The sequence below is a fragment of the Methylovulum miyakonense HT12 genome (assembly GCF_000384075.1).
GTDB classification, from domain to species: Bacteria; Pseudomonadota; Gammaproteobacteria; order Methylococcales; family Methylomonadaceae; genus Methylovulum; species Methylovulum miyakonense.
In genome coordinates, this window is sequence record NZ_KB913025.1 from 1,092,571 (window position 1) to 1,107,674 (window position 15,104).

Here is a 15,104-nt window from a genome sequence, read left to right on the forward strand (position 1 = left end):
GTTAAATTACATTAAACTCTTAACTTAATGGCAGTGACGCGGCGCGTGGGAACTAGGACGAAAAGTAACCCCATTGTCTTATTTGCCCAATGCGGGGCGGGGCATTCAAAATACCCATAACGGTAATAAACGTTTCCGGCTTTAAGCCTTTCGTGTTTTTCGTGGACAACCGCATCAGTCAGGTAAGTTATTGTGTGAAAAATATGTTTTATCGTTAGCAGGTTCCACGCCCACCGCTTTGGCCAAATCATAATAGGCATTAGTACGGGCAATCAGTGCCGAATAATAATCCCGCATGACATTCTTATAACTGCGCTGGGCTTCAATAAAATCCAGGACACTGGTCGCGCCCCGGCTATAGGCCAGTTCGGCACTATTGCGCACCACCACGGCATCATTGAGCAAACCGTCTTCGAAACGGCGGACGATTCTGTCGGTGCTGTGCCAAGTCGCCAAGGCACTGGCCACATCAGTGCGGATACCGAGTTCGGTTTGTTCCGCCGCTAAACGGCTTTGGCTGAAATTGACCGCCGCTTTGTCAGCTTCGCCTTTATATTGATAAAACAAGGGCAGCGGCACACTGACACCGACAAAGCCGGAATTCAGCGCGTTGTTGCTGGGGTCACGCGCATAACCCGCCGTGACGGTGACATCGGGATATTTAAGCCGATGCGCCAATTCCAGTTCCTTATCAGCCTGGGCGGCACGGAGTTGGTCAGCCTGCAAATCAGGGCGTTGTTGCAAGGCTTTGGCGATCAACTGCCCGTTGCCAAGGTTCTGCCCGATGTCTTTGACTTCAGGCCACTGTTCTTTAGCCTCAAAGGTTAAGCTTTGTTCAGGCCAACGCAGGATCATCGCCAAATGGGCCTTCGCCTGCTCCACCGCCGCTTGCGCATTATCCAAATCCGATTCGGCGCGCACGGCTTCCATTTTGACCCGCAGGAAATCCGATTCGGCTATATCCCCGCTGTCCAGGCGCAAGCGGTTGGCTTTGGCTATGGTTTGGTAATGGCCGGTGATTTCTTGCGCCAGCCAACGATTTTTTTGGGCTTGCAACAGGCCATAATAGGCATGCCTGACCATATTGGAAAATATCCGCAGCGCATCGCGGAAATCGCTTTCAGCGGCTTGGGTGGCGAAACCGCTGCTTTGGACACGCAAACCGCGTTTGCCCGCAACTTCAAGCAATTGGCTGAAAGAGAAATACTCGGCAGGCCCGCAGGAAACACCAGGGCTCTGGCTGCAACCGGTCGCGCTGGCGCCATTATTGAGGTTCCCGCTGAGCTCGGAAAGCTGGAAACTGAAAGTGGGGTTAGGTATCGCCGAGGCGATCACGGCATCGGCCTGGGATTGGCCGATATTGTATTGCGCGGCGATCAGGTCAAGATTGCGTTGGTAGAAAATGGCCATCACTTCGTCTATGGACAATTCCTTGTTGGCGCCATGGGCGTCAATAACGACAAGTGAACTGGACAACAGCAGGAAAGCCGTTAGCTTCAAATAAATTTTTTTCATTCGTTTCAGCGATGCCAAAAATGCCAGGCCCATAGGCTTTGTTAAATCAGCCACGGTTGTAGCATCAATGCAAATCCGCTTCAATGTCCGTGTTAAACCAAGCCCAAAAATCCGCCGCTTTTTTGGCCAGATACGCAGGCCTAGGAAACATCGCTTTAGTGCCGGTTTTTCCACTTTCACGCAATACCCTAGGGGCGTCTGGACGCGCATTTCCGGCATTTGGGCAAAGGTGCGGGCTGGATTCCGAAGGCCCCTTGCGTTTGCTTGTCGTTGTGCTTTTATCATCCCCCCAAAAGGCGATATCTTGGGTGGATTCTTTTTCGGCAGCCAGTACGTCTATGGAAACAGGTTGGGTAGAAATGAAAATAACTACGGTGTAAGCCGCTATTTTATGGAAAATAACTTTCATGGACTTCTTCTCTTCGTTTGTTAAGCATTTGGGCATCTTAAAAACTCGTTAAACACTAGTTTCTAATAGACACCTGTTTCTTGATATAGCCATTTTCATGCCATCGCACCCTTAAAATAACAATTGTTTTTATATTCATTTAGTTGCATTATCAATAATGGATAAATTTAAATTTTCACCCCAATAACAATTAAAAAATAAATCGGAAAAGGTTTATTTCAACCGTTTATATACCCATGCGGCCTATGCCGTTGGGCACGCCCACGGGGTTTCTTTGACGATGTCTTCGAATGAATTGGCGGCCCTGTTGGGCAATACTAAAGCTTGAATTGGTTTCAGGGGCAGGCCATGCAGCCCCTGTCACCCATGCCCGGCAAATCAACGCATTAATTGCAGCCTTTTTGGGCATCAAACCGACCGGGTAAAATCCCATTGACGTATTTTAAAGTGGACCAGCCTATGAAAACCAACAAAACCACGGTTGCCTTCCTTTTGTTCGGCTTCACGGCCTTGGCCATAGCTCTAGCCGTTTATGTCAAGCCGCCGGTTGTGCAGGAACTTTCCCGCACCGAAAGCTTTGGCGAGCTAACGGTTACACGGCCGCTATGGGGATCGCAAGGCCTGGCGATAGTTTTTGCTGATACTAAAAAGTTTCCGGCAAGCGTTTTGGGGCGGCGTGTGGCGGCCCTTGGGATGGCCACGGCCATTATCAATCCATGGCCATTTTTCAAGCGCTTTAACGCCGCAACCGGGCAGTGCCTTGATGCCAACGCCGCCGCGACATCAATAGCCAGCCTGTTAAAAGGATTGCCGCCAACCTCAACAAAACCGCTGGTAATTGCCGGCATCTCCGAGGGGGCATTGCTGCCATTTCTCAATGCCCAGTCAAGCCAGGCCGATACGGCAACTAACCTCGCCATTGATTTTTCGGTCAACTTACCTGACGGTTTGGCTGTGTGCCCGCCCCTAGCCAGCCAAGACCCAAAAAATACCTTGCTTGCGTCCACTGCGCTGAAAGGCCATTGGCGACCGGTCTGGACAGATCATCCTGCCGGGCAAACTGCGGTATTTATTAAGGCCATAGGCAACACCAATACGCGGATTGCGGCTTATGACACGCCGCTAGACGCCGTATTGCTTGAAGAACTAAAGGCAAGCCTAGGCCAAACCGACCCGTCTTCGCAGCCGTTGCCCTTAGTCGATGTGCCTGCCGCCAAGCCCAACGGCACCATTACGGTTTTTTATTCCGGCGACGGTGGCTGGCGTGATTTGGACAGAACCGTGGCCGGGGAAATGGCGGCCCAGAACTATCCGGTGGTGGGCGTCGACGCGTTGCGTTATTTTTGGGAACGAAAAACACCGGGGCAGGTGGCCGCCGATCTGTCCGCAACAATGGCTTATTACCGGAACAACCGGGGGATAAAATTTTTCGTATTGGCAGGCTATTCTTTCGGCGCCGACATCTTGCCTGCCGTTTACAACCGTTTGCCGCAGCAAGACCAAGACAGTGTCAGGTTATTGGTATTGCTGGCATTGGCGAATAACGCCGATTTTGAAATCCATGTCTCGGGCTGGCTAGGGCAAAACGCGGGTGAACTTCCCCAAGCGCCTGAATTGGCGAAAATACCGAAAACGAAGATTTTATGCATCTATGGCAAGGAAGAAAAATCTGAAACGGCCTGTACCGGTTTGCAAAATAGCGACGCTAACATTTTGGAACTGCCCGGCGGCCACCATTTTGATCAGGATTATCCCAAACTAACCCGGCAAATTCTGGATGTCTACCGCCAACATGGCATCAATTGACTTGAGCCTTTCACCACACTTCATCTAGCCTATGACCCGCGAAACATTAAGCAGGATTACCCAAAAAACCGTTCACTTATTGCCCGTCGTTTTATTCGCTTGCGCGCTTTACATCGTCCATACCCAGCTGAAAGCGCATAACTTGGGCGACATCCTGTCATCGTTGCAAACCATGCCTGCGCGGATTATTTGCGCAGCTTTGGCGCTGACAGTGATTAATTACCTGGTGCTGGCGGGTTATGACTGGCTGGCCTTACGTTTCACAGGCTACAGCCAAGTCCCGGTGCCCAAAATGATTGCGGCGGCCATGTTAAGTTATGCGATCAGTAACAACACCGGGCATGCCTGGGCGGCAGGCGGCTCGATCCGTTACCGGTTTTATTCAAAATGGGGGGTGGCGGGCTGGGATATTTTAAAAATATCATTATTCCAAACAGCCACCTATCTTTTAGGTGCATTGAGTTTGGGGTTGGCCGGCAGTTTGCTCTTGCCGCACTATTTATCAACCAAAATTCAAGAGCCGCAAGCCATCCATTGGGTCAGTTTGGTTTGCGCCGCGGCATTACTGGCCTATTGGGCGGCTGTCCTGCTGTGGCGCAAACCGCTCGCCATTAAGGGCTTCGAATTAGTTTTACCGTCGCCAGCGATGACACTATCCCAAACAGTGGTGTCCAGCCTCGATATTATCCTGTCGGCGCTGGTGCTTTGGGCATTGTTGCTCGGTAAGGTCAATATTGGTTTTGGCGCCTTCCTGGTGGTGTTTGTGGTGGCGCAGGCCGTGGGCGTGATTAGCCAGGTGCCTGGCGGTATCGGCGTGTTTGAAAGCACTTTTCTATGGCTCATGTCGGATATCGAAGCGATTGATCAACATTTAATTTTAATCGGCGCATTGCTGCTGTTCCGGGTTATTTACTACTTCGTGCCGTTGCTGCTGGCCGGCGTTGGCCTGCTGGGTTACGAGATTTACAGCCGGCGGGAGAGGATAGCCGAAGGCAGTACGGCGCTGCGGCAGGCAATAACGGCCATCGTGCCACAACTCTATTCGCTATTGCTGTTGCTGGCCGGCGGTATTTTGCTGGCTTCCGGTTCGATGCCTGCAAACTCGGCGGCAATGGGCTGGCTATGCAAACTGGTGCCCTTGCCCGTCATCGAGCTGTCGCATCTTACAGGCAGCCTGATTGGCGTGCTGCTGTTATTCTTAGCACGGGGCATCCGGCTCAAGATTGATGCGGCTTGGTACGGCAGTATGTTGCTGCTGGGTTTGGGCACCGTTGCTTCGCTGCTCAAGGGGTTTGATTGGCGGGAAGCCTCGGTGTTATTGTTGATACTGCTGTTGATGTCGCCAACGCGCAGTTATTTTCAACGCCAGTCATCGTTGTTGCACATGTCTTTTTCAAAATCCTGGTCGGCAGCCATTGTGATGGTGCTGGCGGGCTCAATTTGGTTAGGTTTTTTTGCTTACCGGGATGCCAGCTACGCGCACGAATTATGGTGGCAGTTTTCCTATGAAGACAACGCGCCAAGGTTTTTACGGGCATTGCTGCTGATAGCGGTAGTGACGGTGTCCTTGGGTTTGGCGCGGTTGCTCAGTGTCGCCCCGCCCCACTTGCCGACAAAGCCATCGGCAACCGAGCTGGCTGAAGCACAGCGCTTGGTCTGGCAAGGCCAGCAAACCCAAGGGTTCCTGGCCTTGCTAGGCGATAAGCAGCTGTTTTGGAATCCTGGGCGTAACGCTTTCATCATGTATGCAATAACGCCGCAATTCTGGATAGCCATGGGTGACCCGGTCGGTGAACCCTTGGCTTGTGCAAACCTACTTTGGCAATTTGAGGAGCAGGCCGACCGTTTTGGCGCAAAAGCCGTGTTTTATCAGGTCAGCCAGGAATGGTTGCCGCATTACCTTGATTTAGGCCTGTCGTTGTTCAAACTGGGGGAAGAGGCGCGCGTAAATTTGGCAACCTTTAGCCTGCAAGGTAAGCGGCATGACGCCCAGCGCAGCGCCCGCAATAAATTCGGCAAAACCGGTTATGTCTTTGAAATATTGTCCGGGGCGGCCGTGGATGCCGCGCTACCAACCTTGCGGCAGATTTCCGATGCGTGGCTGGCGAACAAAAACACCCGCGAAAAAGGGTTCTCGCTGGGTTTTTTCGACGAAGATTATTTACGCCGGACCGATGTTGCCGTGATAAAAAACGGGTCGGGGCACATCAAGGCGTTTGCCAATCTCTGGCAAACCGCAAGCCATCAGGAATTATCCATCGACTTGATGCGTTATGACCCGGACAGTCCAAAAGGCATCATGGATTTTTTGTTTGCCGAGCTGTTGCTATGGGGTAAGGCCGAAAATTACCATTGGTTTTCGTTAGGCATGGCACCGTTGGCCGGGCTGGAACGCCGGCCTTTGGCGCCGTTGTGGCATAAGATTGGCGCCACTATTTTCGACATGGGCGACCAATTCTACAATTTTGAAGGGCTGTACGAATACAAGGCGAAATTTTTACCGCAATGGCAACCGCGCTATCTGGCTGCCCCGGCAGGTTTAGCCATGCCCCGCACATTAATGGCGATCACCCGGCAAATTTCAGGGGGCTGGCAAGGGATTTTTAGCAAATAGGGACATGACAATCCCCGGACACATCTTGGGCTTTCCCTTAACCCCCCAATAGTGGCTAAAAATATCCCGCTTATTGGTCTTGTTCAGTTTTAGGTTTGTGGTTTGCAGAAGGTTTGCTGACTACCGTTTCGGCAGCGACTTGTTGTTCGGTCGTTTCCGCGTAAGCATCGTCAAACGGTATAGGCGCCGCCGAAATTAAAATTAACGCCGTATACCGGGCCAACCTGTGGATATGTTTCATCATAAAATTTCCTCTAAGAATTTAGCTTGGGCCTGCCGATGCCCGTAACAAGCATCAACAGGTTATCAGCCAATTCCATGCCATTTATTAAAACAGCAACAAATTCAAAGGGAAGGGGGTTTTATAGACCGTATCCCCTAAAAATAGCGGAGGGCGATTGGTTGAAACAAACCGTAATGGCCGGGGTTTATCAACTACTACCGGCAACCCATACGGCATGCCTTGTGGCATAGTTTTGCTAGCCTATGGCAAGCGTTTTACTGTTGCAATCATGGGCTGGAAACCGCGTAACTTCAACTAAACAGCATTGCCCTAACCATTACCGGGCATCAACTTAAGCAGCCAAGAGGCAAAGCTTTCACGGCTCCGTGAGCAAATAATGACCTTGCCTTGCCCCGAAAACTTCAGCACCATGCCTTCACCGCTGGTGACGCTGTTGACGATTTGTCCAAAAAAACCGCCGCTGTTGCTGGTGGCGACCGTGATTTCATGATGCAAACGGCTATCCCAGGCCACCACATGGGCGTTGTCGATAACCACATCCTTGCCCGGCTCGACATCAATCGCAAAACTGGAGCCAAAGCCTGACACCGCCAACTTGCCCATGCCCGTGGCTTCCATGATAAAAAACCCGCCAGTGCCGCCAAATAAGGCCGAACCGACATTTTGGGTACGGACGTTCAGGCTGACCCCGCTTTCCGCCGCGACAAACGCGCCATCGGTGAGCTTATAGCTGGCATGGCCGACTTCCAGCACTTCAATCGCCCCCGGCAACGTCGGTGACAACAGGCAATCGCCATCACCGCGTGTTGCTTCGATATGGGTTTGGAAGAACGATTCGCCATTGGCAAAGCGGCGCATCAACGCACTGCCAATGCCGCCCGTGATTTTGCCTTTCAAGTCCAAGGCGCTTTCCATCATGACCATCGCATTAGATTCGCAATAGATTTTTTCACCGCGTTGCATGCTGACATGCAAAAATGGGTCGACATCACCAGTAACGGTAAACTGTGCCATAAGCTGATATCCTCTAGGGTAGGTTTTATTAAAATTGAAGGGTTCAAGCGAAAGCAATCAGGCTTAAAAAAAGCCAGCCACAAAGATACCAGATTGGGATATTAAAGAAAGCGTGGACAGATCAGAAACAGCATTAAGGAACACCTAAGAATGGATGCGCATACTCGGCTTAAGCCAACGTTAGACAATAGTCGTTAAGGAATCCATGAATAACTATAACTTGACTTCAATCCAAGAAAAAAATGGAAATTGTTATCTTCAAACTTCCTTTTATCAACTTCCAGTATGTGTCTCAAAAGAGTTGATTGAACGAGTACTTGAAAATGATTTACTTGAAAATATCCATGACATTTTAAAATCAGGAAAAGTTGAGTTATTCTGGGTGGATGAAAAACAGAATATGATTTTTATAGATAGACTATTATCCAAAAATCCTGATGCATCATTTTTGCCCAATGGATTAAAAGACCAAATACTCAATGCATCTTTGAGAAAGCAACCTTACAGTTTTTTTATTGAGAGAGGTATTTCACAAAACTCAAGAGGCTTATTTGAAATGAAACTTAGGTTGTCTTGTGAGGCAAAGCCACATAAAAAAGGTTTCAAGCATGGCTATAAGCTTTCTATTGTTGCAGGCACTTCTCTTTTTCTACTATTGGTAGATAGTGATTTGAAAATAGTCTCAGTTACCGAAAAAGAGGAATACATATTGCCAAACAAGGCATTTATTAAACCCGAAATAACTGGCAGAGAAAATTAAATGTCTAACCCAACGCTCCAGCGGAGCTTTGCGTTAGGCGCTAAAGGAGGTCAACGATGAATAAAGGTGTGGTTTCATATCAATGTTCATGTGTAGGTATTAATTTCAATGATTATAAAATTGAAATTGACGCACTTCCTTTATTGGGCTTTGCAATTAAAGCAGACGGCTCTCTTTTGGAAATAGATGTGGAATTAGTTGATATATTTGATGAATCAACAGCAAATAAGTTGGCTTATGATTCGGTCTGTAAATTACTAGACCATATTTGCCTGATGTTTTTAGTAAAAACTGGTGAACCACGTCAAATTCGTATTTCACTTCCTCAAGAATTTGAGTCAGAAGTTCGTTTGACTGTACATAACATGTATCAAGCACAATTTATAGAAAATATCCAGCTTCAAGTTTTCCCTAATCCAAAAAGCTTGGATTCATTAAAAATGCAAGTTGAAAATTATTGGGGTTCTCACAATGTACATATGAGGCTTTTTCGAAATTCAATATCACAAGAAGATCCGGTAACTAGATATTTGCTCTTATACAATCTGTTGCTTTTTATACATTCTGATCAGCAAAAAGAACTTGATAAATTCATTGCTAAGATTGATACGAATGTAGAACGTAAACCAAGCCCCAAAGATAATAAACCTGAAACTATTTATACCCGCCTAAGAAACGAAATTGGGCATAATAGACAAGGTGTCAAATCTCAAACTACTATAAAAGAAATAACAGAGCAGCTATCAAAGTTTACTGATATTGTTAAGCAAGTAGTTCTTAACCCATAATCCGTGTAGCGGTGTTCCGTCCAGCCTAACAAACCGTTCAAAGGGATGCGCCGCCCGTTGGCGGTTTTGGGGGTTTGTTTTTATCAAGGTTCTGCGACTTCGCTTAAGCACGCAGAGGCGACGTGCCCCCTTAACGTAACGTTATGCACCGTTTGGGCTCCGCAGCCACTTTCCATAACCCCCGCTTCCCTGTATTCTATAAAAAATCATCACCTTGTTGACGCTTAAATCATGTCTAACCAAACCCTTGATATTTCCTGGAAAAACTACCTCACACTCTGTAAACCCAATGTGGTTTTGGAAATGCTGTTCACAGCCGTGGTCGGCATGTTGCTTGCCGTACCCGGGATGCCAGCGATTGCAACCGTTTTTTATGCCACGTTAGGCATCGCGCTTGCCGCTTCGTCAGCCGCCGCGATCAACCATTTCATCGACCGCAAGGCCGATGCGCAAATGGCCCGCACCGAAAACCGCCCTTTACCTAAAGGCAATTTAACGGCAACCAATGTCATGGCGTTCGCCATTGTGCTGGGGGCCGCCTCGATGCTGATCCTGGTGCTGATGGTCAATGTCCTGACCGCGATCCTGACCTTTTTGTCGCTGTTCGGCTATGCGGTTGTTTATACGCTGTATCTGAAACGCGCCACCCCGCAAAACATCGTCATCGGCGGTGCGTTTGGCGCGACCCCGCCATTATTGGGATGGTGCGCGATGACCAACAGCATCCACCCTTATGCCCTGCTGTTGGTGCTGATTATTTTCGTTTGGACACCGCCGCATTTCTGGGCATTGGCCATTGCCCGGCGCGAGGAATACGCCAAGGTCAATATCCCCATGTTGCCGGTCACGCATGGCGTGGAATTCACCCGCTTACAAATTTTGCTGTACACCGTATTGCTGCTCATCGTCACGATATTGCCTTATTTGACGGGCATGAGCGGGCTGATCTATTTAGGCGTGACGTTGCCTTTAGGGATTTTCTTCATTTATCTGGCGGTCTTGATGATGCGCACCAAAGATAACAAGACCGCGATGAAAACCTTTGGCTTTTCCATCGTCTATATCACCGTATTGTTTGCGGCCCTACTCATCGACCATTATGTTTTCCTGACGCTATGACTTTCACCCATCACGAAGAAACCCCGTATCCTGAACATCCTTTCGCGGAAATCGTCCGCATCCTCGGCAAAGGCAAAAAAGGCTCCAGGCCATTGACGCAAGAGGAAGCCCACCGTGCCATGAAAATGATTCTGGCGGATGAGGTCTTGCCCGTGCAGCTAGGCGCATTTCTGATGCTGATGCGGGTGAAGGAAGAAACGCCGGACGAATTGGCGGGCTTTGTCCAAGCCGCGTGGGAATCGTTCCAAATTGACAATGGCGGCCTAGTGGATTTGGATTGGTCGTCGTATGCGGGCAAACGCCGCCATTTGCCGTGGTTTTTGCTGTCCGCCTTGCTACTCGCCGAGAACGGCGTCACCGTGTTCATGCACGGCGCCAGCGGCCATTCGGCAGGCCGTCTATACACCGAAAACATGTTGGAATACTTGGGCTTAAGCTGCGCCAATTCGGTGGCGGAGGCCAGGCAACAACTGGAACAGCGGCGGTTCAGTTATTTGTCATTGGAACATTTCTGCCCAAAGCTGCATGAAATCATTGAATTGCGGCCGATACTCGGTTTGCGCTCGCCGGTACACACGCTGGTCAGGTTGTTAAACCCGTTCAACGCCCCCTACAGCATCCAAGGCATCTTCCACCCCAGTTACCGGCCCGTCCACCAACTAGCCGCCGCGTTATTGCAACAACCGCACATGGCGGTTTTGAAGGGCGAAGGCGGCGAGACCGAACGCAACCCGGATATGGAATGCTTGGTGCAAAGCGTCCATCATGGCGAGCTATCCGATGAAAACTGGCCCGCCCTGTTTCCGCGCCGCCATGTCAAACCCGAAGGGCTCGACCCCGAACAACTGGGCCAACTTTGGCAAGGCAGTTTCATTGATGAATTCGCCACCGCATCGGTGATAGGCACAGCGGCAATTGCCCTGAAACTATTGGGCAAGGCGGATACCCAACAACAGGCACATGAATTGGCCATGGAATACTGGAAAGCACGGGACCGTTTGAAATTTAACCGTCCGTAAACCCTTCGCCAGTTTACCAAAACCAAGGACAATTGGGCGGTTTCATGGCGGGCATTATTGGCCAACTTAATAAGCCCTATTTGGGACGGGCCTTTAAAACCCGTCCCGCCTTCTTAAACGGCCCGCTTACTTTTCCCCAGCCGCTGTTTCTGCGGCAGCTGCTTCAGCAACTTCCTCACCGACAGGGGCGGCCTCTTCTTCCGCTGCTGCGGCTTCAACTGGTGCAGGCTCTGGCTTCACCATAGGCTCAATAAAAGCGATGAACCAATCTTGCCCCTTAACATTGTCAAGGTCAGGGTCATTTAAAATATCGCCGGCTTCGGGCAAGCTACCGCGGCTCCTGGAATTTTCCAGGGCTTGTAGGCAGGCGTCAAAATCACTGCGCAAAGCATAAATACATGCCAAATTATACGAAGCCGTACCCGCTTGGATCCTATTGGCCGTTTCAAATTGTTGTTGGGCCAACGTATATAACACATCATCCGCCCCAACGTTTTTTAGCCTTGCCAAATCCATATAAGCCACGCCGCCGTTAATCGCCGCGCCCAAATAGTCCGGGTTAATCAGCAAACAAAAAGCAAACTTGTTGATCGCATCCTGATAGATGCCTGCCGCCACCTCACCTTCTTTCGTTTTGGCTTGGTTCAACAAGGCGAAACCCCAGTTATATAAAGCATCGGCACGGATAGGATCATCCAACAACACCTCGGCATAGCCCGCATAAGCGCTTTTAAACAGCTGGTCGGCAGTGTTGCCTTCGCTATTACGCGCTTGCTGGGTTTGCTTGATGGTGGCGGACAGCTTGGATTTTTTAGTGAACGATGATAATAATGACATGACGGCTCCGGCTGAATGGTTTATGGGCTAAAGGGTTTATGGTCAAAACCGTTATAGAATAACAGCTCATCCTTATAACGACAGGCGCTATTGTAAACCAAGCATGAACGAAATTATCGACACGACGCTAAAAGAAAAAATCAACCTGGAAACTTCGCAAATTGCCTGGCGCGGATTGCAACGCTTTTTCGCCCAAGGCCTCGCGGTTAATGTCGCGCCAGAATTGGATCTGGTCGAAGTTGCCTATCAATTTTCTAATGACAACAAATCCCAAGTTGCACAATGGCTGGCAAACCAGCAGATAGGTTTAGTGACTGACCAACAGGCGTTGGCTTGGTGGGAGGATGACACGGCGGTGTGGGCGGTCGTGGTTAAACCTTGGCTTTTGGTGCAAGGATAAGATTAGCCCGGCCATCCCAATAAATTTTCCGCCTAATCATTACGGATCGAAAACTGCCGGAAATAACCTGATCCTGTCCTCAAGCCCCGTATCAGATAAGATGGCGTAACGCACTTATGCTCTACGGGGCTATCAAAGACACTAATTTTGCATGGGCCTTAGCTTAAGGACAGCAAAACCAATGGGTCAGTATTGTTCACTTACCGCACTACCGTGCATTGCCGGGTCGCTAAATGAATGCTTGCCGGTTTCGATATGGCCAGCAAAGCGGCGGAGGAACGTGGCTTGGCCTTTCACTTTGACAGAAAAGTCATACCAATAAGCACTTTTCCTCATCGGCAAGTATAGTTTGAATTCACTAAACGCCCCAACCTGATGGGCTGAATTAAACTCAGACTTATAATATTTATTGGCGGTCAGCTTAAACACGCAAGGGGCATCACCTTGGTTAGTCAACTTGATGACTAATTCGCCATATAATTTATTATATGAAACCGAAACGTCAGGGTTGGCATGGCCAGCCACTAGGGCTTGTTTGGCGTTGCCCATAAAATGGCGATGGAAACCATTGGGGCCCAGCACCCATAAATCGTATGCGCCGGTGCTGCTTAGCTTCCAAGAACCCGCCAATTTTTTGCCAGGCTCAACGGTATAACGGCGTGGAATGGCGTCTAAATTCAGCCTGTCATAAACATGGAACACCGCCGCCGCTTTTCCGGTATTGGAGAATTGCAAACTTACTTTAGGCTCGCCCGTTACAGGGCTGAGCTTAATGGTACTGCCCACTTTCAATTCATAAGGCAAGCTACGGGCTGGACGCACACCTGCTTTTTGGACTGGCAATGAAATCGTATCGGGTGTGGCAGGCAGGGTTTGCCCAGGTAACGCACGCGCTAAATTGGCAAGATCCGCCGTGTTTGGCAATGAGCTGAAAAACTCGTTGTCATTGGGGTCTTTGAAGTTGAATATCGAAGTCATATCGCCACAAACAGCACGTCTCCATGGGCTGATATTGGGTTCCGCCACGCCAAACCGTTCTTCTATAAAGCGGATAATTGAAGTATGGTCAAATACTTGCGAGTTGACCCAGCCACCTTTAGTCCAAGGTGAAATGACATACATGGGCACACGCGGCCCAAGGCCGTAAGTCCGGTGCAATAATTGTTCTTCTTCGGCGTTGTTATGGTAGCTGACAAGGTGCTCATGATACTCGCCGGTTGTGTCGACAGTCGATGCGCCTGCCAATTTTGCCTTACTGGGGTCGGCATCCCATTTTGTATAAGATGGCGCGGCGGCAGGCGGGACATGGTCGAAGAAACCGTCGTTCTCATCGAAATTAACGATGAATACGGTCTTGCTCCAAACTTCAGGATTAGAAGTCAGTGCGTCTAAAACCATAGCCGTGTAATCAGCGCCTTGCGCAGGGCTAGACGGGCCAGGATGCTCCGATCCTTCAGCGGTAGCAACGATCCACGAAACTTGCGGCAGTTTGTTGGCCAACACGTCTTCCTTAAGTTTGTCCAAATCACGCGTGCTGACACCACGGTCACGCAAGTTTTGTGAATATCCTGGATTTTGGAACCAAGCATCACGGAAACTATGGAAGCCGGCCAATGAGTTATCAGTGAAATTATCATCCATGTTTTCATAAACTTGCCAAGTGATTCCGGCAGCTTCCAGCCTTTCCGGGTAAGTGGTCCAAGTGTAGCCGCCATCGTTGCCAGGGTTGGAATCGAACCAGTCGTAATCGTTATATGTCGCCGGGCCGTTACCTAACGCCAAGGGATCGTTGCTGCCCGTTTGCAAAAATAGGCGGTTGGTATTGGTGCCGCCTTGGAACGAACAATGGTAAGCATCACAAATAGTGAACGCGTCGGCAAGCGCGTATTGGAAAGGCATGTCCTCTTCAGTGAAATAGCCCATTGAGTGGTTATATTTGGCTTTTGGCCAAGCATTCATCCTGCCGTTATCCCAAGCATATTGGGCATTTGTCCATGAATGGGGGGTTCCTGTCACGCGCATGTACTCAAAATGCTGGACGGTATTCAAACGGAACGGTGCAACCACTTTAACAGGGTCGGTTGATGAATAATTGGGCTGGTACCAAACGTTTTTCCCTTCAATACCGTCTTTGTTTGCCACTGGAATCGGGAAAGGGTCGGCAAAGCCGCGCACACCATTTAGGGTGCCGAAATAATGGTCAAAAGAACGGTTTTCTTGAGTCAGGATAACGATGTGCTCGACATCTTTAATGGTGCCGGTGCGGTTGTTGGCTTCGATAGCCAGGGCCCGTTGAATGGCAGGAGGGAATACAGAAAGGGCTAGGCTTGCACTGGTAGCGGATGCAAGGGTGGAAAGGAATTCTCTCCGGGTTTGTTTAATCATTGGGAAGCTCCTGTACATTTTAGGTTAATGAAATAACTAGCTATCTAGTTAAGCGGCTTTGCCACTAAGCAAAGTCTATCAACCCAAAATGACACACATGTGAACCCCACTATAACGCCCGGCCCCTTTGGCAGGCCGGCCCCTGCGTTAGCGCGGCAGGCCCAACTGGCCAAGGCAAGCTATTGTTAGGCCTT

Annotated in this window: 13 protein-coding genes; 7 read left to right on the plus strand and 6 right to left on the minus strand. The window is 49.6% G+C overall.

All coding sequences use genetic code 11. The features are described from left to right. Positions 1 to 174: 174 nt before the first annotated feature. Both METMI_RS0105700 and METMI_RS0105705 read right to left on the minus strand, forming a co-directional pair. Complete coding sequence (locus METMI_RS0105700; protein ID WP_029151500.1) at positions 175 to 1,515, minus strand: TolC family protein; 1,341 nt, start codon at positions 1,513 to 1,515, stop codon at positions 175 to 177. 64 nt (positions 1,516 to 1,579) lie between these two features. Further along, positions 1,580 to 1,924 (minus strand): hypothetical protein, encoded by a 345-nt coding sequence (locus METMI_RS0105705; protein WP_019865301.1) that lies wholly within the window; start codon positions 1,922 to 1,924, stop codon positions 1,580 to 1,582. Positions 1,925 to 2,383: 459 nt separating this feature from the next. On the opposite strand from METMI_RS0105705, the gene METMI_RS0105715 reads away from it, so the two are divergent. Together METMI_RS0105715 and mprF are read left to right on the plus strand one after the other, a co-directional pair. Then, positions 2,384 to 3,730, plus strand: coding sequence for a virulence factor family protein (locus tag METMI_RS0105715; protein WP_019865303.1), 1,347 nt, complete (start codon positions 2,384 to 2,386; stop codon positions 3,728 to 3,730). Positions 3,731 to 3,761: 31 nt separating this feature from the next. Next, positions 3,762 to 6,344, plus strand: a complete 2,583-nt coding sequence (gene mprF, locus METMI_RS0105720) for a bifunctional lysylphosphatidylglycerol flippase/synthetase MprF (RefSeq protein WP_019865304.1) — start codon at positions 3,762 to 3,764, stop codon at positions 6,342 to 6,344. 70 nt (positions 6,345 to 6,414) lie between these two features. On the opposite strand, the gene METMI_RS26770 is transcribed toward mprF, so the two are convergent. Together METMI_RS26770 and METMI_RS0105735 are read right to left on the minus strand one after the other, a co-directional pair. Next, complete coding sequence (locus METMI_RS26770; protein ID WP_019865305.1) at positions 6,415 to 6,588, minus strand: hypothetical protein; 174 nt, start codon at positions 6,586 to 6,588, stop codon at positions 6,415 to 6,417. A gap of 309 nt (positions 6,589 to 6,897) precedes the next feature. After that, positions 6,898 to 7,602, minus strand: coding sequence for a TIGR00266 family protein (locus METMI_RS0105735; RefSeq protein WP_019865308.1), 705 nt, complete (start codon positions 7,600 to 7,602; stop codon positions 6,898 to 6,900). A gap of 205 nt (positions 7,603 to 7,807) precedes the next feature. Here METMI_RS0105735 and METMI_RS0105740 point away from each other — a divergent pair, with 205 nt between their 5' ends. The 4 genes from METMI_RS0105740 to METMI_RS0105755 all read left to right on the plus strand — a co-directional run bounded on the left by METMI_RS0105740 (position 7,808) and on the right by METMI_RS0105755 (position 11,288). Further along, complete coding sequence (locus METMI_RS0105740; RefSeq protein ID WP_019865309.1) at positions 7,808 to 8,362, plus strand: hypothetical protein; 555 nt, start codon at positions 7,808 to 7,810, stop codon at positions 8,360 to 8,362. A 56-nt stretch (positions 8,363 to 8,418) separates the two neighbouring features. Beyond that, the gene (locus METMI_RS0105745) at positions 8,419 to 9,150 is read left to right on the plus strand and encodes a hypothetical protein (protein WP_019865310.1); all 732 of its coding nucleotides are present in this window, start codon (positions 8,419 to 8,421) and stop codon (positions 9,148 to 9,150) included. 231 nt (positions 9,151 to 9,381) lie between these two features. After that, the gene (cyoE, locus tag METMI_RS0105750) at positions 9,382 to 10,269 is read left to right on the plus strand and encodes a heme o synthase (protein ID WP_029151501.1); all 888 of its coding nucleotides are present in this window, start codon (positions 9,382 to 9,384) and stop codon (positions 10,267 to 10,269) included. Next, positions 10,266 to 11,288, plus strand: a complete 1,023-nt coding sequence (locus tag METMI_RS0105755) for a glycosyl transferase family protein (protein ID WP_019865312.1) — start codon at positions 10,266 to 10,268, stop codon at positions 11,286 to 11,288. Before cyoE ends, METMI_RS0105755 begins: the two co-directional genes overlap by 4 nt. Before the next feature lie 126 nt (positions 11,289 to 11,414). Here METMI_RS0105755 and METMI_RS0105760 read toward each other — a convergent pair whose 3' ends face one another. Beyond that, positions 11,415 to 12,125 (minus strand): TPR end-of-group domain-containing protein, encoded by a 711-nt coding sequence (locus METMI_RS0105760; protein WP_019865313.1) that lies wholly within the window; start codon positions 12,123 to 12,125, stop codon positions 11,415 to 11,417. 103 nt (positions 12,126 to 12,228) lie between these two features. Here METMI_RS0105760 and METMI_RS0105765 point away from each other — a divergent pair, with 103 nt between their 5' ends. Beyond that, on the plus strand, positions 12,229 to 12,525 hold the full coding sequence (locus tag METMI_RS0105765) for a DUF2288 domain-containing protein (protein WP_019865314.1): 297 nt from the start codon (positions 12,229 to 12,231) through the stop codon (positions 12,523 to 12,525). A gap of 186 nt (positions 12,526 to 12,711) precedes the next feature. Here METMI_RS0105765 and METMI_RS0105770 read toward each other — a convergent pair whose 3' ends face one another. Then, a complete protein-coding gene (locus METMI_RS0105770; protein ID WP_019865315.1) occupies positions 12,712 to 14,910 on the minus strand; it encodes a phosphocholine-specific phospholipase C in 2,199 nt (732 codons plus the stop codon). Positions 14,911 to 15,104: the final 194 nt, after the last annotated feature.

Bases quoted from the DNA above. Each gene is read 5' to 3' on its own strand.
- METMI_RS0105700 (WP_029151500.1), bottom strand. From the start codon at position 1,515: ATGAAAAAAATTTATTTGAAGCTAACGGCTTTCCTGCTGTTGTCCAGT.
- METMI_RS0105705 (WP_019865301.1), bottom strand. From the start codon at position 1,924: ATGAAAGTTATTTTCCATAAAATAGCGGCTTACACCGTAGTTATTTTC.
- METMI_RS0105715 (WP_019865303.1), top strand. From the start codon at position 2,384: ATGAAAACCAACAAAACCACGGTTGCCTTCCTTTTGTTCGGCTTCACG.
- mprF (WP_019865304.1), top strand. From the start codon at position 3,762: ATGACCCGCGAAACATTAAGCAGGATTACCCAAAAAACCGTTCACTTA.
- METMI_RS26770 (WP_019865305.1), bottom strand. From the start codon at position 6,588: ATGATGAAACATATCCACAGGTTGGCCCGGTATACGGCGTTAATTTTA.
- METMI_RS0105735 (WP_019865308.1), bottom strand. From the start codon at position 7,602: ATGGCACAGTTTACCGTTACTGGTGATGTCGACCCATTTTTGCATGTC.
- METMI_RS0105740 (WP_019865309.1), top strand. From the start codon at position 7,808: ATGAATAACTATAACTTGACTTCAATCCAAGAAAAAAATGGAAATTGT.
- METMI_RS0105745 (WP_019865310.1), top strand. From the start codon at position 8,419: ATGAATAAAGGTGTGGTTTCATATCAATGTTCATGTGTAGGTATTAAT.
- cyoE (WP_029151501.1), top strand. From the start codon at position 9,382: ATGTCTAACCAAACCCTTGATATTTCCTGGAAAAACTACCTCACACTC.
- METMI_RS0105755 (WP_019865312.1), top strand. From the start codon at position 10,266: ATGACTTTCACCCATCACGAAGAAACCCCGTATCCTGAACATCCTTTC.
- METMI_RS0105760 (WP_019865313.1), bottom strand. From the start codon at position 12,125: ATGTCATTATTATCATCGTTCACTAAAAAATCCAAGCTGTCCGCCACC.
- METMI_RS0105765 (WP_019865314.1), top strand. From the start codon at position 12,229: ATGAACGAAATTATCGACACGACGCTAAAAGAAAAAATCAACCTGGAA.
- METMI_RS0105770 (WP_019865315.1), bottom strand. From the start codon at position 14,910: ATGATTAAACAAACCCGGAGAGAATTCCTTTCCACCCTTGCATCCGCT.